Raw genomic sequence first — 21,731 nt, 5'->3', positions numbered from 1 at the left:
ATTAAATTATAATAAAATAAGAAATAAATATGTTTAAAATTTCAATCATCTTACCAACTTATAATGTGGAACAATATATAGCAAGGGCAATAGAAAGCTGTATCAATCAGACTTTTAAAGATATAGAAATAATTGTAGTTGATGATTGTGGAAATGATAATAGTATAAATATAGCCAAAGAATACTCTAAAAAAGACAAAAGAATAAAAATAATCCACAATGAAAAAAACTTAGGTCTTTTAAGAGCAAGATATGAAGGTGTGAAAGTAGCAAACTCTCCTTATATAATGTTTTTAGATCCTGATGATTATTTGGAACTAAATGCTTGTGAAGAGTGTATAAAAATTTTAGATGAACAGGATGAAGTTGATTTAGTGTTTTTCAATGCTATTGTTGAAAGTAATGTTATTTCATATAAAAAGTTTGACTTTAATTCTGGTTTTTATAGCAAAAAAGAGTTTGTGAAAAAAATTATTGCAAAGAAAAATTTATATTGGACTATGTGGGGGAAACTTATAAGAAAGAAATTGTATTTAGAAGCTTTTGCGAGTTTAAGACTCGAGAAAGATGTTAAAATCAATATGGCTGAAGATGTATTGTTATATTATCCAATGTTAAGTCAAGCTCAAAAAATAGCATATATGAACTGTAATTTATATCATTACGTGCCTAATAATAATTCAATTTGTAATACTAAGAATGAAGTGCTTGTTAAAAATAATATTCAAGAGTTGCAGTTGGTTTTAAACTATTTAAGGCAAAATTATATTTTAAACAAGTATTGTAGCGTTCTCTATGTGCTAATTAAATATTTGCTATATATTCAAATATATAAAATAAAAAGAACAAAATTAATGGTTACATTGTTAGCTAAAATAAATATTTTAACTTTAAAAATTTTATTTAAATATAAAAAATTTTTAAAACAATGTTAAGAATATTTTTTTTAGAGTTTCTTTTGAAATCATAGAAGGTTCTATTTTATGATTAATATTTTGTAAATAGAATTTTTTAAATTCTTCAATACTTATCCAATTATATTTATAAATATCTTGAGCTCTATGTTTTTTTAAAAAAGGAAAATGATAATTATTTAATTCAGTGTGAAATAATATCCTGTGTTTATACTTTAATTGCTCTAAAGAGTGTATATTTGAAGAAAAACTTTGTTTTGTTGCTTTTTTCCAATTGTTATTGATTCTGTCAATTAATACTTCTTTCCATTTTAAGTTATAATTATTGATAAGCAAGCAATCTCCTGGTTCTTTCAATATATTGCCATTATTATCTTTACAAAGAAAAAAATTATCATTAAAATAGTGAATATCAACCCTTGAATAACTAACTACATCATATTTGTTTTTTGGTATATAGAAGCTTTTATAAAGTTTTTTAGCATCATAGATATGATCCACATCTATTTTTATAAGCCACTCATCTTTTGGTATAAAACTTGCAACATAATTATAATAGCTATAGAGTTTATTTTCTTCTGATTTTGGGTTTTGAATTTGAATTTCATAAGGATATTTTATTGGTATAAATGAAGGATATTGTTTGCAAAATTCTAGAATTATTTCTTCACTTCCATCGGTACAATCATTATATCCTATAACACCTCTTTGGATAGCAGGCAATATACTTTCAAGAGAAGCTTTTAAGGTAATAACTTCATTTTTTACTCGTATAAAAGCCCAAGGATTCAAAGGAGATTTTGGATCTTTAGATTTTTCATCATAATTAAAATATCCTTTATGCCCCCCCCCCTCCTGCAATAGCTTTATTAAGTTTAATTAAATCTTCATTGTTGTATTTATTAATTTGTATAAGAATTTTTTTTGGTAGATAAGAATCGATTTTATCTCGTTGTATGTTTTTTAGTAAAAATGTTTTTTTTATTTTATGTCTAATTTTTCTAAAAGGAATGAATAAGCAAATTATTTTCACAAAGTATGATTGAAATAGCATATAAAATATTTTCTCCTATAATTATAGTGATTATACCTAAAAATTAATTAATTTTTTTTATTTTTTGCCAAAATTTCCAAATATCGTAAGGAAGTTTTGTTTGAATAAAAGGCTTAATTAAAACTAATTGTTCCTTTAAATTTAAAGGATCTTTTTTAAATTTTTTAATCATTAAAGCTTTTTTGGCATAGCAAGGTAAAAATGTTTCTTTTATAGCAAGTGCATTTTCGCTTTTTTGATCTTTAAAAAATTCTATCAATTTTAAAGCAGTTGTAACCCTGCTTGCTGCTTTTAAATAATTTTTTGCTTCCTTAGCGTTTTCCCCGAAAGTTTCATATATATCTTTAAAATACTCTGACACATTTGCTTTTGTAATCTTCTTATCATGATTTGATATACTGTTTGCTCTTAAACGGCATAAATACAACTTTTGTGATAAAATATAAATTTTATTAGCACTAGCAAACAAAATTATCCCAAAGTGTATATCTTCATTGATAATAAAATTTATAAATTTAAGTTTAATTTTCTTTAAAAAATTAAAATCAATCATTCCATTCCATCCAAAAGAAATATCTCTAGATCCTACACTTAATGCTCGATTTGCATATTCTTTTGGAGTGATTATACATTCTTTTTTAAAATCAAAAATTTCCATCCTTGTTTTTTTGTGCTTATTTTTTATATTGTCTTCATAGGTGCAATCATGGTCAAACCACAATACATCCACATTTTTCATTCTTATAACACATTCTTCTATGCAGTTTAACTCCCAATAATCATCAGAATCTAAAAATATAATATAATCTATATTAGGATAAGTAAAATTAGTTAAATCTTTTTCATTATTAAAAGCTTGAGAGCTTTTATATGCTTTATATATATTATAAGGATTATTACCATCCAATTGAAATTCTATTAAAGAATTTTCTTTTATATGTTGAGTTTTGTTTTTTAATTTATACTCCCCACTAAAGTATTCTATACCTACATTTCTAGCTGAACTTAAACCCCCATTTTTCTTATCAAAAAGTATAAATCTTTCATCTTTTAAAGTATATTCTTTGGCTATATTGAGTGAGTTTTCATCTGTACTACCATCATTTACAAGTATGATTTCTAAGTTAGTATAAGTTTGATTGATGACGCTGTTAAACATTCTCTCAAATATTCTTCTACGTTGTATATTGGTATAACTACACCTATTTTCTTCATGTTTTATCTCCAAGAAATTTTTTTATTTTTGATGGTATCTAAATAAATTTGATGATTGCTTTCGAGCATTTTTTTGCTATTTTCTTCATGATAAATATGATAAGCAATAGCTTTAAATTTTAAGCGTCTAAAAATGCCTTTATTAAATAAAAATCTAGCCACAAATTCACTATCTTCTCTACCCCAACCAATAAAATTTTCATTAAAACCATCAAGTTCATCAAAATCGGCTTTAAAAAAACTCATATTGCAGGTTTTACTTCCCTTTATTATTTCTTTGGTATTAAAAAATTTTTGATCTATTTTTGAAATTTTATAGATAATTTTGGCTAAAAAAGAATTTTTATAGCTTTTAAAATCTTTTTTACTAAAAGCTAAACTATAATCATCATTTTTTAAGATTTCTTCGCTTTCATTTTTATTTAAAATTACTCTTGAACCTTGTAAAATTACTTTGCGTTTCGCAAATTCGAAATGATTTTTTATAAAGTCTTTTTCTAAAATCATATCACCGTCAATTAAAATTATATATTCACTTTTAGAAACTCTAATGGCATTATTTCTATTTTTTGCAGCGCGAAAACCCTCATCTTCTTGCCAAATGTGTTTTAAAGAGCAAGGAAAATCTTTTTGATATTCTTCAATAAGCCTTGCTGTATCTTCTTTGCTACCATCATCTGCGATTAAAACTTCATTGGGTAAAAAGGTTAGATTTTTAACACTATCAAGCACTAATTTAAGGCGTTCTTTTTGATTATAGGTTGTTATTATTAAAGCACAAGTTTTTGGCTTTTGCTTTTGAAGTTCATATAATTTCATATATTTAAAAAAAGTCCCTAAGGCATTGCAAACGCTGATCGTAAAGCCTTGATAACCATACAAAAAGCCATTTTTTAAAAAATAATTTCTAAAAAAAGTCCAAAAAGCTCTTAAATTTGCTTTTAAAACACCACTTTTTTTATGTATATTTTGTTTTGCCCAAAGGCTTGAGTAGTACTGCATTTTATTGATTAAGTGAGAAATATCTCTAAAAGCATAATGCTTCAATCCATTTTTAAGATGAATTTTTTTAACATTACTTGGTAAAACAAGGCTTTCATGCACTAAATTATCATTAAAACGAGTGAAATTTTTATTAAAAATTCTTAAAACATAATCAGGCGACCAACCACAAGCCTTTATCCATTCGCCTTTATAGAGATTTTTCCGACTAAGTGCGATGATATTATCTTCTTGAAGTTCTAAATTTTTAAGCTCTTTAATACACTCATTTTCAAGTACTTCATCAGCATCAATGCTTAAAATCCAATCATTTTTTGCATAGCTTAAGGCAAGATTTTTTAAAGCTCCAAAACCTATAAAAGCATTGTGATAAATATATAAATTAGCAAAATCTTTTTTAAATTCATTAGCTATATTTAGGGTATTATCAATGCTTTCATTGTTAAGTAAAATAATTTCATCAAAATCTTTTAAAGAATTTAAACACTCAAGCAAAGTTTGCTCAGCATTTTTTACGATGATAATAACGCTTATTTGCTTTAGATTCATTTTGCACCCTTGTAAATTTCCTCATTATAACTAGCAAAGCGTCTATGAAAAAAAAAGTATTCCCAAGGTCTTTTTTTAATCATTTCTTCGCAACTTTGTGCTTGATAAAGTGTCAGTTCTTCTAAACTTGCATTTTGAGAATCTTTTGCTTTAAAAAACTCTATGCAAAATTTACCACCTTCTTTATAGGCATAAACAGGGATGATCAAAGCATTGCTTCTTTGTGCGATAAGGCTTGCTCCCATTTGATAATTCACTTCTTTGTTAAAAAATTTTAATCTTACGCTTTCGTTTTCTACGCAGTCTTGATCAGTTAAAATTCCCAAAGCTCTCTCCTTTTTTAGAGCACTTAGCATTTGTCTTATACCGCCTTTTTTGTCAATAAGTTCTATGTCAAATTGGGTGCGACTTTGGCTTAAAATTTCATACATAACTTCACTTTTTAACTTTTTTCCCACTATGGAAATCGCACCATATTTAGCCGCATAAGCAAGGCTTAAAATTTCCCAGTTTCCATAGTGTGCAGTTGTGAAGATAATAGGACGCTTTAAAGCCAGGGCATCTATAAGAAAATTTTCATTGATGAAATTTACTTTATTGAGAATTTTTTCTTTGGTGGTGTTTTGATTTTGCAAACAATCAATCCCAAATTGAGCAAAATTTTCATAAATTTTTAAAGACAATTTATCGCGTTCTTTTTGAGTGTATTGAGGAAAACAGATTTGCAAATTTGTATTGATGATTTTGCGGTGTTTTTTGTTAAGATGAAAAGCGATTCTTGCTACAATCAAAGCTAAAAAATGCAAGATACAATCAGGCATAAAAGTAACAAAAAATTTCAAAATATAATAAAGACTAAGATATATTCTATCACTATTTTTCATTAAGTAAGCCTTTGGCAAGTTTGAAGATATCTTCTTCTTCTATACGCGTGATACAAAAATCACTTTTATCGATATGCTTGGCATTTTGGATTTTTTTACCTGTATCAATGATTTTATTGATATGAGTTTGAAAAGCATTGCGGTAGCTTGGTGTTGCACCAAAAATCGTAATAGATGCTTTATTTAAAGCAAAAGCTAAATGTGTTGGACCGCTATCATTTCCTATGATAAGATCCATCATTTTTGTAAAAGCCATTAGCTCTTCAAGATTAAATTTTGGCGCTAATTCTATATGTGTTTCATCAATACCACTAAGATTTAAAACCTCTTTAGCAAATTCGTATTCTTTTACATTTCCCCAAGCGAGCCAAATTTTTGTTTGTTGAAATTCATTGATTAAAAGTTTGCAAAGTATAGCAAGTTTGGTTTTAGGATAGATTTTATTTTCTACACTTGAGCCCACATGTATGAGTATGTTTTTTTCGTTTTTGTCGAGCTTGAGTTTATTGTTTAAGAGTTGTTTTAAATTTTCATCTACGCTAAAAACATCTTGTTTAAAGGCTAAATTTTTGGCATTAAAATCAGTATTTAACATAAAGGAGGTAAGACTTAAGTATCTTACAAATACATTTTCATTGTAATCTAACTCAAGTTTTTGGTTGTAAAAATTATGAGCAAAACTTTCTTTAAGGCTATTTTTATCAAAACCAAAATTATTTCTACTTAAAATTCGACTTACAATAGCAGATTTTATAAGCCCTTGTAGATCTATTACTGCATTATAGTTGTTTTTTCTTGCTTTAAGAAGAATTTTTAGGCTTTTTAAAATTTTTTTGTCTTTTAAGGGTAGGGCATAGAGTTTGTCTATTAAAGGATGGTTTTTAAGTATGCCTTCAAATTTTTCATCTACAAACCAATGAATTTCTATATCTTTTTTAAAATTTTTGATAAATTGCAAAACCACGGCACTTTGGATAATATCACCAAGTGCTGACAAACGAACAATTGCTATTTTCATTAAAAGCCTAATATTTTAAAATTTTTGCTATGATTTTAGCGAAATTATTTAAAAAAAGGTTAAAAATGGCAAAAAATGAAGGTTATATTTGTGTTTTTGATTGTGAGAGTGTGCCAGATGTTGAGCTTATCCGCAAAACTTTGGGTTTTGAAGGAAGTGATTTAGAGGTAAGTTTAAAAGCACTTCAGTGGCAAAAAGAACAAAGTGGGAGTGAGTTTTTGCCTTTGCCTTATCATAAAATCATTAGTATTTGTGCGGTTTTAAGCGATAATTTTGGAAAATTTATCAAAGTAAATAAAATTGATGGGCAAAATGAAAAAGAAATGATTGAGAATTTTTTCAATTTTATAGAAAATTATGAGCCAAAATTAGTCAGCTTTAATGGTAAAAATTTCGATATGCCCGTTCTTGTTTTAAGGGCTTTAAAATACAATTTAAAGGCAGCAACTTATTTAGATACTCAAAGTGATAAATGGAATAATTATAAAACAAGATTTTCAGAATTAAAACATTGTGATTTATTAGAATCCTTAGGATCTAATGGGCGTGGAATAAAGCTTGATACACTTTGCTCTATGGTGGGTTTGCCAGGAAAATATGATGTGCATGGCGATGAGGTGATGAAACTTTTTTATGAAAATGAACTTGAAAAAATTTACGAATATTGTGAAAGTGATGTTTTAAACACCTATATGCTTTTTTTAAAATATGAACTTATTAAAGCTAATGTTAGTGAAGAAGATTATGTTGATTTTCTTTCTTATATGAGAGATTTTTTGCGTGAAAAAAAATCAGATCGTTCTTATACAGAAGTTTTTGCAAAAGCTTGTGAGAGTGAAATTTCAAAAGTTCGATCTTAAGTATTTAAGAAAATATATTAAAATTTATTTTTGACATTTTTAAAAAAAAGGAATGATGATGAAAATTCTTATTAGCGGTGGTGCAGGTTATATAGGTTCTCATACTTTAAGACAATTTTTAAAAACAGATCATGAAATTTGTGTTTTAGATAATCTTTCCAAGGGTTCTAAAATCGCAATAGAAGATTTGCAAAAAATAAGAGCTTTTAAATTTTTTGAACAAGATTTAAGTGATTTTCAAGGTGTAAAAGCATTGTTTGAGAGAGAAAAATTTGACGCTATTGTGCATTTTGCAGCGAGTATTGAAGTTTTTGAAAGTATGCAAAACCCTTTAAAATACTATATAAACAACACTGTTAATACAACAAATCTCATCGAAACTTGTATGCAAACTGGAGTAAATAAATTTATATTTTCTTCAACGGCAGCCACTTATGGCGAACCACAAACTCCCGTTGTGAGCGAAACAAGTCCTTTAGCACCTATTAATCCTTATGGGCGTAGTAAGCTTATGAGCGAAGAGGTTTTGCGTGATGCAAGTATGGCAAATCCTGAATTTAAGCATTGTATTTTAAGATATTTTAATGTTGCAGGTGCTTGTATGGATTATACTTTAGGACAACGCTATCCAAAAGCGACCTTGCTTATAAAAGTTGCAGCTGAATGTGCCGCAGGAAAACGTGATAAACTTTTCATATTTGGCGATGATTATGATACAAAAGATGGTACCTGTATAAGAGATTTTATCCATGTGGATGATATTTCAAGTGCGCATTTAGCGGCTTTGGATTATTTAAAAGAGAATGAAAGCAATGTTTTTAATGTAGGTTATGGACATGGTTTTAGCGTAAAAGAAGTGATTGAAGCGATGAAAAAAGTTAGCGGAGTGGATTTTAAAGTAGAACTTGCCCCACGCCGTGCGGGTGATCCTAGTGTGTTGATTTCTGATGCAAGTAAAATTAGAAATCTTACTTCTTGGCAGCCTAAATACGATGATTTAGAGCTTATTTGTAAATCTGCTTTTGATTGGGAAAAACAGTGCTAAAAAAACTTTTTTTTATTTTAAGTAAGGAAGATAAAAATTTTTTATTTTTCTTACTTATTTTTTCAGTATTTGTTTCTTTTATAGAAACTTTTGCGATTTCTTTAGTAATGCCTTTTATCACTTTGGCTAGCGATTTTTCTTATTTTGATCGTAATAAATATTTAATTAGTTTAAAAGAATATCTTAATATCCCTGTTTTTGAAATCATTGTTTATTTTGGAGTGGGGCTTATTGTTTTTTATGTGTTTAGAGCTTTGTTAAATGCGTATTATTTTCATCTTTTGGCAAGATTTTCTAAAGGACGTTATCACGCGATCGCTTATAAGGTTTTTTCTAAATTTTTAAATATTAATTATGAAAAATTTACTCAAAAAAATCAATCTGAAATTTTAAAGTCCATTACAGGAGAAGTTTATAATCTAAGCACTATGATTTCATCATTTTTACTTTTGGTGAGTGAAATTTTTGTAGTGCTTTTGCTTTATGCTTTAATGCTTTTGATTAATTATAAAATCACTTTATTTTTAAGTGTTTTTATGGTATTAAATGCCTTTATTTTAGTGAAAATTTTAAGTCCTATTATTAAAAAAGCAGGGCTAAGACGCGAAGAAGCGATGAAAAATTTCTTCGAAATTTTAAATACAAATTTAAATAATTTCAAATTTATCAAGCTTAAAACCAAAGAAGATGGAGTATTAAGTCTTTTTAAAGCGCAAAGTGAAGCTTTTTCTAAAGCAAATATTACCAATGAAAGCGTAACTGCGGTGCCTAGAATTTATCTTGAAGGAATAGGCTTTTGCGTACTTGTTTTTATCGTGGTATTTTTGGTTTTGAAAAATGAAAGTGATATTTCAGGTATTTTATCCACGATTTCTATTTTTGTTTTAGCGCTTTATCGCTTAATGCCAAGCGCAAATCGTATTATCACAAGTTATCATGATTTGCTTTATTATCATTCTTCTTTGGATATTATTTATCAAAATTTAAGACAAGAAGAAGAAAATTTGGGCGAGGAAAAATTAAGCTTTAATCAAGAGCTTAAAATTTGCAATCTTAGCTTTGGTTATGAGGGAAAAAAATATTTATTTAAAAATCTTAACTTAAACATTAAAAAAGGCGAAAAAATCGCTTTTATAGGGGAGAGTGGTTGTGGAAAAAGCACCTTAGTAGATCTTATCATAGGACTTTTAAAACCAAAAGAAGGGCAAATTTTACTTGATAAGCAAGAATTAAATGCAAATAATGCAAAAAATTATCGCCAAAAAATAGGCTATATCCCGCAAAATATCTATCTTTTTAATGATAGCATAGCTAAAAATATCACTTTTGGAGATGCGGTTGATGAAGAAAAACTTAATAGGGTTATCAAACAAGCAAATTTAGAGCATTTTATAAAAAATTTACCTCAAGGAGTGCAAACAAAAGTGGGCGATGGAGGGAGTAATTTAAGCGGGGGACAAAAACAACGCATAGCCATAGCAAGAGCTTTGTATTTAGAGCCTGAAATTTTAGTGCTTGATGAAGCAACTTCTGCGCTTGATACTCAAAGTGAAGCAAAAATCATGGATGAAATTTATAAAATTTCTAAAGATAAAACCATGATTATTATCGCACATCGCCTTTCTACGATAACGCAATGTGATAAGGTTTATCGTTTAGAACACGGTAAGCTTAAAGAGGAGAAATGATGAAAATAAGCTTTATTATCGCAACTTTAAATTCAGGAGGCGCTGAGCGTGTTTTAGTAACCTTAGCTAATGCGCTTTGCAAAGAGCATGAAGTAAGTATTATTAAATTTCATGCAGGAGAATCTTTTTATAAGCTTGAAAATGAAGTTAAAGTTACAAGTTTGGAACAATTTAAATTTGACACGCTTTATCATAAAATCGCAAGTCGTTTTAAGAAATTTTTTGCTTTAAGAAAGGCTTTGAAAGAAAGTAAGGCTGATGTTTTTATTTCTTTTTTGGATACGACTAATATTGCTTGTATTGCTGCGAAAATAGGGCTTAAAACTCCACTCATTATAAGTGAGCATAGTAATGAAGCGTATTTAAAACCTAAAATTTGGCGTTTTTTAAGAAGGGTAAGCTATCCTTTTTGTGATGCTTTAAGTGTGCTTGGAAGCAGTGATAAGGTGTATTATGAAAGATTTGTAAAAAGGGTTAAGCTTTTATTAAACCCTTGTCATTTTAGCGATGAAATTCCTTTTGATTCTAGTTTTGAAAAGGAAAATTTGGTTCTTTTTATAGGGCGTTTAGATCACAACAAAAACCCTGTAATGTTTTTAAAAGCTATAGCGCATTTGGATAAAAATTTGCAAGAAAATTATAAATTTGTTATAGCAGGAGATGGAGAGTTAAGGCAAGAACTTGAATACAAGGTAAAATCTTTAGGAATAAAAGTTGATTTTTTAGGACGCATTGAAAATGTCAAGGCTCTTTATGAAAAAGCAAAAGTACTTTGTCTTTGTTCTTTTGTAGAGGGTTTGCCAACAGTTTTAATTGAAAGTTTGTATTTTGAGGTTTGTAGAATTTCAAGTTCTTATTATAATGGTGCTAAGGATTTAATCAAAGATAATCATGATGGGCTTTTGGTAGGTTGTGATGATGAAATAGCGCTTGCTAAAAAACTTGAACTTGTTTTAAATGATGAAAATTTTAGAAAAGAACTTGTAAATAATGCCAAACAAAGGTGTAAAGACTTTGAAATTTCTCATATCAAAGAAGAATGGCTTAAGCTTATAGCCGAGGTTAAAAATGCCTAAACTTTCTGTTATAGTACCTACTTTTAATCGTCAAGTTTTGTTAGAAAAGGCTATTAAAAGCATACAAAATCAAGATTTTAAAGATTTAGAAATTATTGTAAGCGATGATAATTCTAGTGATGATACTAAAAGTGTGGTGCAAAATTTACAAAAAGATGATGATCGTATTAAGTATTTTTTAAATCAAAATTACAAACAAGGCCCAAATGGCAATAAAAACAATGGCTTAGATCAAGCAAGTGGCGAGTTTGTAACTTTTTTAGATGATGATGATGAGCTTTTATCTGGGGCTTTAAGTACCTTGATGCAAAAAGCAAGTGAGGGTTATGCTCATGTTTTTGGAAATTGTTTGATGGAAAAAGAAGGAAATTTAAGCAAGGAATTTAGCGGCAAGGGCTTGGAAAAAGATAGTGAAATTTCTAAAAAAGATTTTTTAATGGCTAAATTTAGCGGAGAGTTTTTTTCTGTTTTTAAAAAATCTCTACTTGAAAACAAGCGTTTTAATGAAGAATTTTATGGCAATGAAGCCACGCTTTGGGTAAATTTATACAAAGAAAAAAGTTTTTATATCCATAAGGCTTTTAGGATTTATAGGATTTTTAGGCAAGATAGCGTGACTTTAGGGGCGAGTAAAAATGCTTATAGGGTGTATTTGGGATATTTAGAGCTTGCTAAAATTTTAGAAAATGAACTTAGAATGAGTAAGGATAAAGATTATAAAAAAACTTGTGCGAGTTATTATAAAATGGCAGCTTATTATGCAAAACTTGCAAAAAATTATAAAGCTCTTTATAAGTGTTTGTTTAAAAGCCTGAGTATAAAAATCAACGCTCCTGCTTTGATATTACTCATTTTAAGTATAATTCCAAATAATATGATTGAAAAATTATCAAAAATTCGGGTGGCTTTATGCAAAAATTAGGCATTTTTATTTATTCTTTAGGAAGTGGTGGTGCTGAAAGAGTTGTGGCGACTTTATTGCCTATTTTAAGTTTGAAATTTGAAGTGCATTTGATCTTGATGAATGATAAAATTTCTTATGAAATTCCAGAGTGTCAAATTCATTTTTTGGAATGTTCAAAACCTAGTGAAAATCCTATTTTGAAATTTTTAAAACTACCTTTTTTGGCTTTAAAATATAAAAAACTTTGCAGAAATTTGGGTATTGATACAGAATTTGTTTTTTTAAATCGACCTAATTATATAGCTTTAATGGCAAGAATGTTTGGAAACAAAACTCGCCTTGTGATCAATGAATGCACTACGCCAAGTGTGATGTATGCGAAAAATAATTTTAATTCTTTGGCAAATAAATTTTTAATTTCTTTGCTTTATCCAAGAGCTGATTTAATCCTGCCTAATTCTAAAGGAAATTTAGAAGATTTAGTGCAAAATTTTAGTATAAATCCAAAAAAATGTGAAATTTTATACAATGCCATCGATTTAGAAAACATAGAGCAAAAAGCTCTTGAAGATATAGCTTTAAAAGATAAATTTATTTTAAGTGTAGGCAGGCTTGATAAAGGTAAAAATCATGCTTTATTAATTCGTGCTTATGCGAGATTGAAAACAGATTTAAAGCTTGTGATTTTAGGTGAAGGTGTGCTTAAAGATGAGCTTTTAGCTTTGATTAAAGAGTTAAATTTAGAAGAAAAGGTTTTGCTTTTAGGATTTGATAATAATCCTTATAAATACATGGCTAAATGCGAATTTTTTGCTTTTGCTTCTGTATTTGAAGGCTTTTCAAATGTTTTAATTGAAAGCTTAGCTTGTTCTTGTGCGGTGGTTTGCACTGATCATAAAAGTGGCGCAAGAGAGCTTTTTGGCGATGATGAATTTGGACTTTTAGTAGAAGTAGATAATGAAAACTCTATGTTTCAGGGTTTAAAGACTATGCTTGAAGATGATAAATTAAGAAAAGCGTATAAAAATAAGGCTAAAACTAGGGCTAAGGCCTTTGATAAAGTAAAAATTGCACGTGATGCTTTGAAATATTTATTAGGATAAAAGATGTTGAAAAAAGAGTATTTAAAAAACCCTTATTTAGTTTTGTTTGCGATGATTGTATTAGCCTATGTTTTTAGTGTATTGTGTAGATTTTACTGGATTTGGTGGGCAAGTGAGTTTAATGAGTATTTTTTCAATAATCAATTAATGATCATTTCAAACGATGGTTATGCTTTTGCTGAGGGTGCAAGAGATATGATAGCAGGTTTTCATCAGCCTAATGATTTGAGTTATTATGGATCTTCTTTATCTACGCTTACTTATTGGCTTTATAAAATCACACCTTTTTCTTTCGAAAGTATTATTTTATATATGAGTACTTTTTTATCTTCTTTGGTGGTGATTCCTATTATTTTACTAGCTAATGAATACAAACGTCCTTTAATGGGCTTTGTAGCTGCTCTTTTAGCAAGTATAGCAAACAGTTATTATAATCGCACTATGAGTGGGTATTATGATACGGATATGCTGGTAATTGTTTTACCTATGTTTATTTTATTTTTTATGGTAAGAATGATTTTAAAAAAAGACTTTTTTTCATTGATTGCCTTACCGTTATTTATAGGAATTTATCTTTGGTGGTATCCTTCAAGCTATACTTTAAATGTAGCTTTAATTGGACTTTTTTTAATTTATACACTTATTTTTCATAGAAAAGAAAAGATTTTTTATATAGCTGTGATTTTGTCTTCTCTTACTCTTTCAAATATAGCATGGTTTTATCAAAGTACTATTATAGTAATACTTTTTGCTTTATTTGCTTTAGAGCAAAAACGCTTAAATTTTGTAATTATAGGAATTTTAGCTAGTGTAACTTTGATATTTTTGATTTTAAGTGGAGGGGTTGATCCTATACTTTATCAGCTTAAATTTTATATTTTTAGAAGTGATGAAAGTGCGAATTTAACGCAGGGTTTTATGTATTTTAATGTCAATCAAACCATACAAGAAGTTGAAAATGTAGATCTTAGCGAATTTATGCGAAGAATTAGTGGTAGTGAAATTGTTTTTTTGTTTTCTTTGTTTGGTTTTGTATGGCTTTTGAGAAAACATAAAAGTATGATTATGGCTTTACCTATATTGGTGCTTGGGTTTTTAGCCTTAAAAGGGGGGCTTAGATTTACCATTTATTCTGTACCTGTAATGGCCTTAGGATTTGGTTTTTTATTGAGCGAGTTTAAGGCTATATTGGTTAAAAAATATAGCCAATTAACTTCAAATGTTTGTATTGTTTTTGCAACTATTTTGACTTTAGCTCCAGTATTTATCCATATTTACAACTATAAAGCACCAACAGTTTTTTCTCAAAATGAAGCATCATTATTAAATCAATTAAAAAATATAGCCAATAGAGAAGATTATGTGGTAACTTGGTGGGATTATGGTTATCCTGTGCGTTATTATAGTGATGTGAAAACTTTAGTAGATGGTGGAAAGCATTTAGGTAAGGATAATTTTTTCCCTTCTTTTGCTTTAAGCAAAGATGAACAAGCTGCAGCTAATATGGCAAGACTTAGTGTAGAATATACAGAAAAAAGCTTTTATGCTCCGCAAAATGATATTTTAAAAACAGACATTTTACAAGCCATGATGAAAGATTATAATCAAAGCAATGTGGATTTGTTTCTAGCTTCATTATCAAAACCTGATTTTAAAATCGATACACCAAAAACTCGTGATATTTATCTTTATATGCCCGCTAGAATGTCTTTGATTTTTTCTACGGTGGCTAGTTTTTCTTTTATTAATTTAGATACAGGAGTTTTGGATAAACCTTTTACCTTTAGCACAGCTTATCCACTTGATGTTAAAAATGGAGAAATTTATCTTAGCAACGGAGTGGTTTTAAGCGATGATTTTAGAAGTTTTAAAATAGGTGATAATGTGGTTTCTGTAAATAGTATCGTAGAGATTAATTCTATTAAACAAGGTGAATACAAAATCACTCCAATTGATGATAAGGCTCAGTTTTATATTTTTTATTTAAAGGATAGTGCTATTCCTTACGCACAATTTATTTTAATGGATAAAACCATGTTTAATAGTGCTTATGTGCAAATGTTTTTTTTAGGAAATTATGATAAGAATTTATTTGACTTGGTGATTAATTCTAGAGATGCTAAGGTTTTTAAACTTAAAATTTAAGGGTTGAAAATGAGAATAGGATTTTTATCACATGCAGGAGCAAGTATTTATCATTTTAGAATGCCTATTATAAAAGCATTAAAAGATAGAAAAGATGAAGTTTTTGTTATAGTGCCACAAGATGAATACACGCAAAAACTTAGAGATCTTGGCTTAAAAGTAATTGTTTATGAGCTTTCAAGAGCTAGTTTAAATCCTTTTGTGGTTTTAAAGAATTTTTTTTATCTTGCTAAGGTTTTGAAAAATTTAAATCTTGATCTTATTCAAAGTGCGGCACACAAAAGCAATACCTTTGGAATTTTAGCAGCAAAATGGGCAAAAATTCCTTATCGTTTTGCCTTAGTAGAAGGCTTGGGATCTTTTTATATAGATCAAGGTTTTAAGGCAAATTTAGTGCGTTTTGTTATTAATAATCTTTATAAATTAGGTTTTAAATTTGCACACCAATTTATTTTTGTCAATGAAAGTAATGCTGAGTTTATGCGGAATTTAGGACTTAAGGAAAGTAAAATTTGCGTGATAAAATCTGTAGGGATCAATTTAAAAAAATTTTTTCCTATTTATGTAGAATCGGAAAAAAAAGAGCTTTTTTGGAAAAAATTAAACATAGATAAAAAGCCCATTGTGCTTATGATAGCAAGAGCTTTATGGCATAAAGGTGTAAAAGAATTTTATGAAAGTGCTACTATGCTAAAAGACAAAGCAAATTTTGTTTTAGTTGGTGGAAGAGATGAAAATCCTTCTTGTGCGAGTTTGGAGTTTTTAAACTCGGGTGTGGTGCATTATTTGGGTGCTAGAAGTGATATAGTCGAGCTTTTGCAAAATTGTGATATTTTTGTTTTACCAAGCTATAAAGAAGGCTTTCCTGTAAGTGTTTTGGAGGCAAAAGCTTGTGGCAAGGCTATAGTGGTGAGTGATTGTGAAGGTTGTGTAGAGGCTATTTCTAATGCTTATGATGGACTTTGGGCAAAAACAAAAAATGCTAAGGATTTAAGCGAAAAAATTTCACTTTTATTAGAAGATGAAAAATTAAGATTAAATTTAGCTAAAAATGCTGCCCAAGATGCTTTACAATACGATGAAAATAATATCGCACAGCGTTATTTAAAACTTTATGATAGGGTAATTAAGAATGTATGAAAAAGTTTTTAAAAGAATTTTTGATTTTATTTTAGCTTTAGTGCTTTTAGTACTTTTTTCTCCGGTGATTTTAATCACTGCTTTACTTTTAAAAATCACTCAAGGAAGTGTGATTTTCACTCAAAATCGCCCTGGGTTAGATGAAAAAATTTTTAAAATTTATAAATTTAAAACCATGAGCGATGAAAGAGATGAGAAGGGTGAGTTATTAAGCGATGAATTGCGTTTGAAAGCCTTTGGAAAAATTGTTAGAAGCTTAAGTTTGGATGAGCTTTTGCAACTTTTTAATGTTTTAAAAGGGGATATGAGTTTTGTGGGGCCTAGGCCTCTTTTGGTTGAGTATTTATCCCTTTATAATGAAGAGCAAAAATTGCGCCATAAGGTGCGTCCAGGTATAACAGGATGGGCGCAGGTAAATGGCAGAAATGCTATTTCTTGGCAGAAAAAATTCGAACTTGATGTGTATTATGTGAAAAATATTTCTTTTTTGCTTGATTTAAAAATCATGTTTTTAACAGCTTTAAAGGTTTTAAAACGAAGCGGGGTAAGCAAAGAAGGCCATGTTACAACAGAGAAATTTAATGGCAAGAACTGAAAAAATTTATATTTATGGTGCTAGTGGTCATGGGCTTGTTTGTGAAGATGTGGCTAAAAATATGGGCTATAAAGAATGTATTTTTTTAGATGATTTTAAAGGAATGAAATTTGAAAACACCTTGCCTAAATATGATTTTTTTATAGCTATAGGAAACAATGAAATTCGAAAAAAGATTTATCAAAAAATTTCAGAAAATGGCTTTAAAATAGTTAATCTTATTCATAAAAGTGCACTTATAAGTCCTAGTGCAAGCGTGGAAGAAAATGCAGGGATTTTAATTATGCCCTATGTAGTGATTAACGCTAAAGCCAAAATAGAAAAAGGCGTGATTTTAAATACTTCAAGTGTGATTGAGCATGAATGCGTGATAGGGGAATTTTCTCATGTAAGCGTAGGGGCTAAATGTGCGGGTAATGTAAAAATCGGTAAAAATTGTTTTTTAGGGATTAATTCTTGTGTTTTGCCTAATTTAAGCTTAGCAGATGATAGTATTTTGGGTGGTGGAGCAACTTTGGTTAAAAGCCAAAATGAAAAAGGTGTTTTTGTGGGAGTGCCTGCAAAAAGAAAAATATGAAATGATTATAAAAAGATTTTTGTTTGATTCTTTGTAAATTTTTTTAGGTAAAATAGAGTTAATTTATAAAAATTTTGTTTTATACAAAGGATAAATCATGAGATTTTTTCTTTCTCCTCCGCATATGGGCGGTAATGAATTAAAATATATAGAAGAAGTTTTCAAAAGCAATTATATAGCACCTTTGGGTGAATTTGTAAATCGCTTTGAGCAAAGTGTAAAAGATTATAGCAAAAGTGAAAATGCCTTAGCTTTAAATTCAGCTACAGCAGCTTTGCATTTAGCTTTAAGGGTGGCAGGGGTAAAACAAGATGATATTGTTTTGGCTTCTTCTTTTACTTTTATCGCTTCAGTGGCGCCTATTTGTTATCTTAAAGCAAAACCTGTATTTATAGATTGTGATGAAACTTATAATATCGATGTAGATTTGTTAAAACTTGCTATTAAGGAATGTGAAAAAAAACCAAAAGCATTGATTTTAACTCATCTTTATGGCAATGCGGCTAAAATGGATGAAATTGTTGAAATTTGCAAGGAAAATGAAATTGTTTTAATCGAAGATGCTGCTGAAGCTTTAGGAAGTTTTTATAAGAATAAAGCCTTAGGAACTTTTGGAGAATTTGGAGCTTATTCTTATAATGGCAATAAAATTATCACCACTTCAGGTGGAGGTATGCTTATAGGAAAAAATAAAGAAAAGATTGAAAAAGCAAGATTTTATAGCACTCAAGCAAGGGAAAATTGTTTGCATTATGAACATTTAGATTATGGTTATAATTACCGTTTAAGCAATGTTTTAGGAGCTATTGGCGTAGCACAAATGGAGGTTTTAGAACAAAGAGTGCTTAAAAAAAGAGAAATTTATGAGTGGTATAAAGAATTTTTAGGAGAGTATTTTAGCTTTTTAGATGAATTAGAAAATTCAAGAAGTAATCGCTGGTTAAGTACAGCTTTGATTGATTTTGATAAAAATGAACTTAATACTTGTCAAAAAGATGTAAATATTAGTCAAAAAAATATTACTTTACATCCAAAAATTTCAAAACTCATAGAAGATTTGAAAAATGAACAAATAGAAACAAGACCATTATGGAAAGCTATGCACACTCAAGAAGTATTTAAAGGAGCTAAGGCTTATCTTAATGGCAATAGTGAGTTATTTTTCCAAAAAGGAATTTGTTTGCCAAGTGGTACGGCGATGAGTAAAGATGATGTTTATGAAATTTCAAAACTGATCTTAAAGAGCATAAAGGCTTAAAATGATTTTTTATAAAAGCAAAAGATTAGCATTTTTTTTAATTTCAGATATTGTTTTAATTTTACTTAGCGTTTATCTGGCTTTTTCTTTGAGATTTAGTGGAGATATTCCGAGCATTTTTTATCATGGTATGATGGTTTCTGCTATTATTTTGCTTGTTTTAAAACTTTCATTTTTATTTGTTTTTAGAATTTACAAAGTAGCTTGGAGATTTTTTTCTCTCAATGAAGCAAGAAAAATTTTTATTGCTTTGCTTTTAGCTGAGTTTTGTTTTTTTCTTATTTTTTATTTTTTTAGTGATTTTTTTAATCCTTTTCCAAGAAGTGCTATTGTGATAGATTTTGTTCTTTCTTATATGTTTATAGGTACTTTAAGAATTAGCAAAAGAATGCTTGTGGATTTTAAACCTTCTAAAATGAAAGAAGAAGAAACTCCTTGTATTGTAGTAGGGGCAACTTCTAAGGCTTTGCATTTGTTAAAAGGTGCAAAAGAAGGTTCTTTAGGGCTTTTTCCTGTGGGTGTAGTTGATGCGAGAAAAGAGCTTATAGGGACTTATTGTGATAAATTTATTGTAGAAGAAAAAGAAAGAATAAAATCTTATGTAGAACAAGGGGTAAAAACTGCCATTATTGCTTTAAGACTTGAACAAGAAGAGCTTAAAAAACTTTTTGAAGAACTTGTAGCTTATGGTATTTGTGATGTAAAAATATTTTCTTTTACAAGAAACGAAGCAAGAGATATCAGTATAGAAGACTTGCTTGCTAGAAAACCAAAAGATTTAGATGATAGTGCTGTGGCGGCTTTTTTAAAAGACAAGGTAGTTTTGGTAAGTGGAGCAGGTGGAACTATAGGCAGTGAACTTTGTAAGCAATGTATTAAATTTGGTGCTAAGCATCTTATTATGGTTGATCATAGTGAGTATAATCTTTATAAGATCAATGATGATTTAAATTTATATAAAGAAAAAATTACTCCTATTTTACTGAGTATTTTAGATAAGCAAAGTTTAGATGAGGTATTAAAAACTTATAAACCTGAGCTTATTTTACATGCAGCCGCTTATAAACATGTGCCTCTTTGTGAACAAAATCCACATTCAGCAGTAATCAATAATATTTTAGGAACTAAAATTTTATGCGACAGTGCTAAAGAAAATAAAGTAGCTAAATTTGTGATGATAAGTACAGATAAAGCAGTGCGACCAACAAATATTATGGGTTGCACTAAAAGAGTTTGTGAGCTTTATACTTTAAGTATGAGTGATGAAAATTTTGAAGTTGCTTGTGTGCGTTTTGGTAATGTTTTAGGTTCTAGTGGTAGTGTGATACCGAAATTTAAAGCACAAATTGCCAATAATGAGCCTTTAACTTTAACGCACCCTGATATAGTGCGTTATTTTATGCTTGTGGCTGAGGCAGTGCAACTTGTTTTGCAAGCTGGAGCTATCGCAAAAGGGGGAGAACTTTTTGTTTTGGATATGGGTAAGCCTGTGAAAATCATAGATTTAGCTAAAAAAATGCTTTTACTTTCTAATCGCAATGATTTAGAAATTAAAATCACAGGTTTAAGAAAAGGTGAGAAGCTTTATGAAGAGCTTTTGATTGATGAAAATGATGCTAAAACGCAATATGAGAGTATTTTTGTAGCAAAGAATGAGAAGGTTGATCTTGATTGGCTTAATAAAGAGATAGAAAATTTACAAATATGTGAAGATATTTCAGAGGCTTTATTAAAGATTGTACCTGAATTTAAACACAATAAAGAAGGTGTATAATGTATATAAAAGATATACAAAGATTTGAAGATAATCGTTATCGTGCTAGAGCTTATATGAGTTATATTTTAACAAGAAATCTACCCAATAAACTTCCTGATATTCACCTTGAAACGATTAAAACAGCTTTGGATAAAATAGCTCATGAAGTTGTTGTTTTTGATGCTTTGTATATTTTAGATATTTCAGGCATGCAAATAGAAAATGCGATTTCCTTAAATAAAGCTCATGAAATAGGACAGGGCGAGGATAGAAGTACTCGTTCTTATTTTTATAGAGCTGTAAAATTAAGACGATGTGTTTTGAGCGATCCTTATCCTTCGGTTTTAAATAATGAGCTTTGCGTGACAGCTTCTATGCCAATTTACGATGATAAAAATAACTTGCTTTTTGTTGTTTGTATTGATATCAAGCTTGAAGATATTTTAAAGATTATTCAAGCAGGAAAATTTGAATTTGTTTTTACTCAGTTTAGTCGTTTGGTATATTTTTGCTTCGCACTGGTTTTATTTGTGATTACTTGTTTTTTATTTCAAAAAGGTTTTTTTAGTCTTTTTGATAATCAAGCTATAGGTATAGAACATATGTTTGAAAGTACCATCGCTATAACTTTGGCTTTAGCTATTTTTGATTTGGCAAAAACTTTGATCGAACAAGAAGTATTAGGAAGGACGAAAAAAGAAGAAGGTGGAATTCAAAAAACTATGGTGAGATTTTTGGGTTCTATTATCATTGCTTTAGCTATAGAAGCTTTGATGTTGGTATTTAAACTTGCTATTGGTGATCTTTCTCAGATGATTTATGCGATTTATCTTATCGGTGGAGTGAGCTTGCTTCTTTTAGGTTTAAGTGTATATTTATTTACGGTTAAGTATAAAAATAATAATATTTGAGTAAAAATTTAAGTAAAAGATGATATAATGCTGTTTT

The 21,731-nt window shown here is 28.9% G+C and carries 17 protein-coding genes and 2 pseudogenes; 14 read left to right on the top strand and 5 right to left on the bottom strand.

Annotated features, from left to right (window positions below; translation table 11 throughout):
- Nucleotides 1-29: 29 nt before the first annotated feature.
- Nucleotides 30-935: a glycosyltransferase family 2 protein gene (locus AJN56_RS06750; protein ID WP_002852740.1), complete on the top strand. Its 906-nt coding sequence runs from the start codon at nt 30-32 to the stop codon at nt 933-935.
- On the opposite strand, the pseudogene AJN56_RS06745 reads toward AJN56_RS06750, so the two are convergent.
- The 5 genes and pseudogenes from AJN56_RS06745 to waaC all read right to left on the bottom strand — a co-directional run bounded on the left by AJN56_RS06745 (nt 921) and on the right by waaC (nt 6,636).
- Nucleotides 921-1,968, bottom strand: a pseudogene (locus AJN56_RS06745) (beta-1,4-N-acetylgalactosaminyltransferase). The gene AJN56_RS06750 and the pseudogene AJN56_RS06745 sit on opposite strands and share 15 nt — an antisense overlap.
- 43 nt (nt 1,969-2,011) lie before the next feature.
- Nucleotides 2,012-3,183 (bottom strand): annotated as a pseudogene (locus AJN56_RS06735) (glycosyltransferase family 2 protein).
- 3 nt (nt 3,184-3,186) lie between these two features.
- Complete coding sequence (locus AJN56_RS06730) at nt 3,187-4,734, bottom strand: glycosyltransferase family 2 protein (protein WP_002869382.1); 1,548 nt, start codon at nt 4,732-4,734, stop codon at nt 3,187-3,189.
- On the bottom strand, nt 4,731-5,618 hold the full coding sequence (gene htrB / locus AJN56_RS06725; RefSeq protein ID WP_002855840.1) for a lipid A biosynthesis lauroyl acyltransferase HtrB: 888 nt from the start codon (nt 5,616-5,618) through the stop codon (nt 4,731-4,733). Before htrB ends, AJN56_RS06730 begins: the two co-directional genes overlap by 4 nt.
- Nucleotides 5,608-6,636 (bottom strand): lipopolysaccharide heptosyltransferase I, encoded by a 1,029-nt coding sequence (gene waaC, locus AJN56_RS06720; RefSeq protein ID WP_002855693.1) that lies wholly within the window; start codon nt 6,634-6,636, stop codon nt 5,608-5,610. The genes htrB and waaC overlap by 11 nt, the downstream gene beginning before the upstream one ends.
- 65 nt (nt 6,637-6,701) lie before the next feature.
- Between waaC and AJN56_RS06715 the strand changes: the two genes are divergently transcribed.
- The 13 genes from AJN56_RS06715 to AJN56_RS06655 all read left to right on the top strand — a co-directional run bounded on the left by AJN56_RS06715 (nt 6,702) and on the right by AJN56_RS06655 (nt 21,694).
- The gene (locus AJN56_RS06715) at nt 6,702-7,496 is read left to right on the top strand and encodes a 3'-5' exonuclease (RefSeq protein ID WP_002856546.1); all 795 of its coding nucleotides are present in this window, start codon (nt 6,702-6,704) and stop codon (nt 7,494-7,496) included.
- 58 nt (nt 7,497-7,554) lie between these two features.
- On the top strand, nt 7,555-8,541 hold the full coding sequence (gene galE, locus AJN56_RS06710; protein ID WP_002869381.1) for a UDP-glucose 4-epimerase GalE: 987 nt from the start codon (nt 7,555-7,557) through the stop codon (nt 8,539-8,541).
- The gene (pglK, locus tag AJN56_RS06705) at nt 8,535-10,229 is read left to right on the top strand and encodes an ABC-type lipopolysaccharide transporter PglK (RefSeq protein WP_002869380.1); all 1,695 of its coding nucleotides are present in this window, start codon (nt 8,535-8,537) and stop codon (nt 10,227-10,229) included. The genes galE and pglK overlap by 7 nt, the downstream gene beginning before the upstream one ends.
- A complete protein-coding gene (gene pglH, locus AJN56_RS06700) occupies nt 10,226-11,305 on the top strand; it encodes a GalNAc-alpha-(1->4)-GalNAc-alpha-(1->3)-diNAcBac-PP-undecaprenol alpha-1,4-N-acetyl-D-galactosaminyltransferase (RefSeq protein WP_011812762.1) in 1,080 nt (359 codons plus the stop codon). The genes pglK and pglH overlap by 4 nt, the downstream gene beginning before the upstream one ends.
- The gene (pglI, locus tag AJN56_RS06695) at nt 11,298-12,227 is read left to right on the top strand and encodes a GalNAc(5)-diNAcBac-PP-undecaprenol beta-1,3-glucosyltransferase (RefSeq protein WP_002868945.1); all 930 of its coding nucleotides are present in this window, start codon (nt 11,298-11,300) and stop codon (nt 12,225-12,227) included. The genes pglH and pglI overlap by 8 nt, the downstream gene beginning before the upstream one ends.
- Nucleotides 12,215-13,312 (top strand): N-acetylgalactosamine-N,N'-diacetylbacillosaminyl-diphospho-undecaprenol 4-alpha-N-acetylgalactosaminyltransferase, encoded by a 1,098-nt coding sequence (pglJ, locus tag AJN56_RS06690; RefSeq protein ID WP_002853444.1) that lies wholly within the window; start codon nt 12,215-12,217, stop codon nt 13,310-13,312. The genes pglI and pglJ overlap by 13 nt, the downstream gene beginning before the upstream one ends.
- Nucleotides 13,313-13,315: 3 nt before the next feature.
- Nucleotides 13,316-15,457, top strand: a complete 2,142-nt coding sequence (gene pglB, locus AJN56_RS06685) for an undecaprenyl-diphosphooligosaccharide--protein glycotransferase (protein ID WP_002853816.1) — start codon at nt 13,316-13,318, stop codon at nt 15,455-15,457.
- Nucleotides 15,458-15,466: 9 nt separating this feature from the next.
- Complete coding sequence (gene pglA, locus AJN56_RS06680; protein ID WP_002854036.1) at nt 15,467-16,597, top strand: N,N'-diacetylbacillosaminyl-diphospho-undecaprenol alpha-1,3-N-acetylgalactosaminyltransferase; 1,131 nt, start codon at nt 15,467-15,469, stop codon at nt 16,595-16,597.
- Nucleotides 16,590-17,192 (top strand): undecaprenyl phosphate N,N'-diacetylbacillosamine 1-phosphate transferase, encoded by a 603-nt coding sequence (gene pglC, locus AJN56_RS06675; RefSeq protein WP_002853498.1) that lies wholly within the window; start codon nt 16,590-16,592, stop codon nt 17,190-17,192. The genes pglA and pglC overlap by 8 nt, the downstream gene beginning before the upstream one ends.
- Nucleotides 17,179-17,769 carry a UDP-N-acetylbacillosamine N-acetyltransferase gene (gene pglD / locus AJN56_RS06670; protein WP_002853531.1) on the top strand — a complete coding sequence of 197 codons (591 nt, stop codon included), beginning with the start codon at nt 17,179-17,181 and terminating at the stop codon, nt 17,767-17,769. The genes pglC and pglD overlap by 14 nt, the downstream gene beginning before the upstream one ends.
- A 97-nt stretch (nt 17,770-17,866) precedes the next feature.
- Nucleotides 17,867-19,027 carry a UDP-N-acetylbacillosamine transaminase gene (gene pglE / locus AJN56_RS06665; protein ID WP_070246471.1) on the top strand — a complete coding sequence of 387 codons (1,161 nt, stop codon included), beginning with the start codon at nt 17,867-17,869 and terminating at the stop codon, nt 19,025-19,027.
- A 1-nt stretch (nt 19,028) separates the two neighbouring features.
- A complete protein-coding gene (gene pglF, locus AJN56_RS06660; protein ID WP_070246468.1) occupies nt 19,029-20,801 on the top strand; it encodes a UDP-N-acetylglucosamine 4,6-dehydratase (configuration-retaining) in 1,773 nt (590 codons plus the stop codon).
- Nucleotides 20,801-21,694: a PDC sensor domain-containing protein gene (locus AJN56_RS06655; RefSeq protein ID WP_002852871.1), complete on the top strand. Its 894-nt coding sequence runs from the start codon at nt 20,801-20,803 to the stop codon at nt 21,692-21,694. The genes pglF and AJN56_RS06655 overlap by 1 nt, the downstream gene beginning before the upstream one ends.
- Nucleotides 21,695-21,731 lie beyond the last annotated feature (37 nt).

The organism is Campylobacter sp. BCW_4319, assembly GCF_001764435.1.
GTDB lineage: Bacteria > Campylobacterota > Campylobacteria > Campylobacterales > Campylobacteraceae > Campylobacter_D > Campylobacter_D jejuni.
Note: the sequence above shows the minus strand (reverse complement) of the source record. Positions and strands in the feature narration are given on the sequence as shown.

Bases quoted from the DNA above. Each gene is read 5' to 3' on its own strand.
- AJN56_RS06750 (WP_002852740.1), top strand. From the start codon at position 30: ATGTTTAAAATTTCAATCATCTTACCAACTTATAATGTGGAACAATAT.
- AJN56_RS06730 (WP_002869382.1), bottom strand. From the start codon at position 4,734: ATGAATCTAAAGCAAATAAGCGTTATTATCATCGTAAAAAATGCTGAG.
- htrB (WP_002855840.1), bottom strand. From the start codon at position 5,618: ATGAAAAATAGTGATAGAATATATCTTAGTCTTTATTATATTTTGAAA.
- waaC (WP_002855693.1), bottom strand. From the start codon at position 6,636: ATGAAAATAGCAATTGTTCGTTTGTCAGCACTTGGTGATATTATCCAA.
- AJN56_RS06715 (WP_002856546.1), top strand. From the start codon at position 6,702: ATGGCAAAAAATGAAGGTTATATTTGTGTTTTTGATTGTGAGAGTGTG.
- galE (WP_002869381.1), top strand. From the start codon at position 7,555: ATGAAAATTCTTATTAGCGGTGGTGCAGGTTATATAGGTTCTCATACT.
- pglH (WP_011812762.1), top strand. From the start codon at position 10,226: ATGATGAAAATAAGCTTTATTATCGCAACTTTAAATTCAGGAGGCGCT.
- pglI (WP_002868945.1), top strand. From the start codon at position 11,298: ATGCCTAAACTTTCTGTTATAGTACCTACTTTTAATCGTCAAGTTTTG.
- pglJ (WP_002853444.1), top strand. From the start codon at position 12,215: ATGCAAAAATTAGGCATTTTTATTTATTCTTTAGGAAGTGGTGGTGCT.
- pglB (WP_002853816.1), top strand. From the start codon at position 13,316: ATGTTGAAAAAAGAGTATTTAAAAAACCCTTATTTAGTTTTGTTTGCG.
- pglA (WP_002854036.1), top strand. From the start codon at position 15,467: ATGAGAATAGGATTTTTATCACATGCAGGAGCAAGTATTTATCATTTT.
- pglC (WP_002853498.1), top strand. From the start codon at position 16,590: ATGTATGAAAAAGTTTTTAAAAGAATTTTTGATTTTATTTTAGCTTTA.
- pglD (WP_002853531.1), top strand. From the start codon at position 17,179: ATGGCAAGAACTGAAAAAATTTATATTTATGGTGCTAGTGGTCATGGG.
- pglE (WP_070246471.1), top strand. From the start codon at position 17,867: ATGAGATTTTTTCTTTCTCCTCCGCATATGGGCGGTAATGAATTAAAA.
- pglF (WP_070246468.1), top strand. From the start codon at position 19,029: ATGATTTTTTATAAAAGCAAAAGATTAGCATTTTTTTTAATTTCAGAT.
- AJN56_RS06655 (WP_002852871.1), top strand. From the start codon at position 20,801: ATGTATATAAAAGATATACAAAGATTTGAAGATAATCGTTATCGTGCT.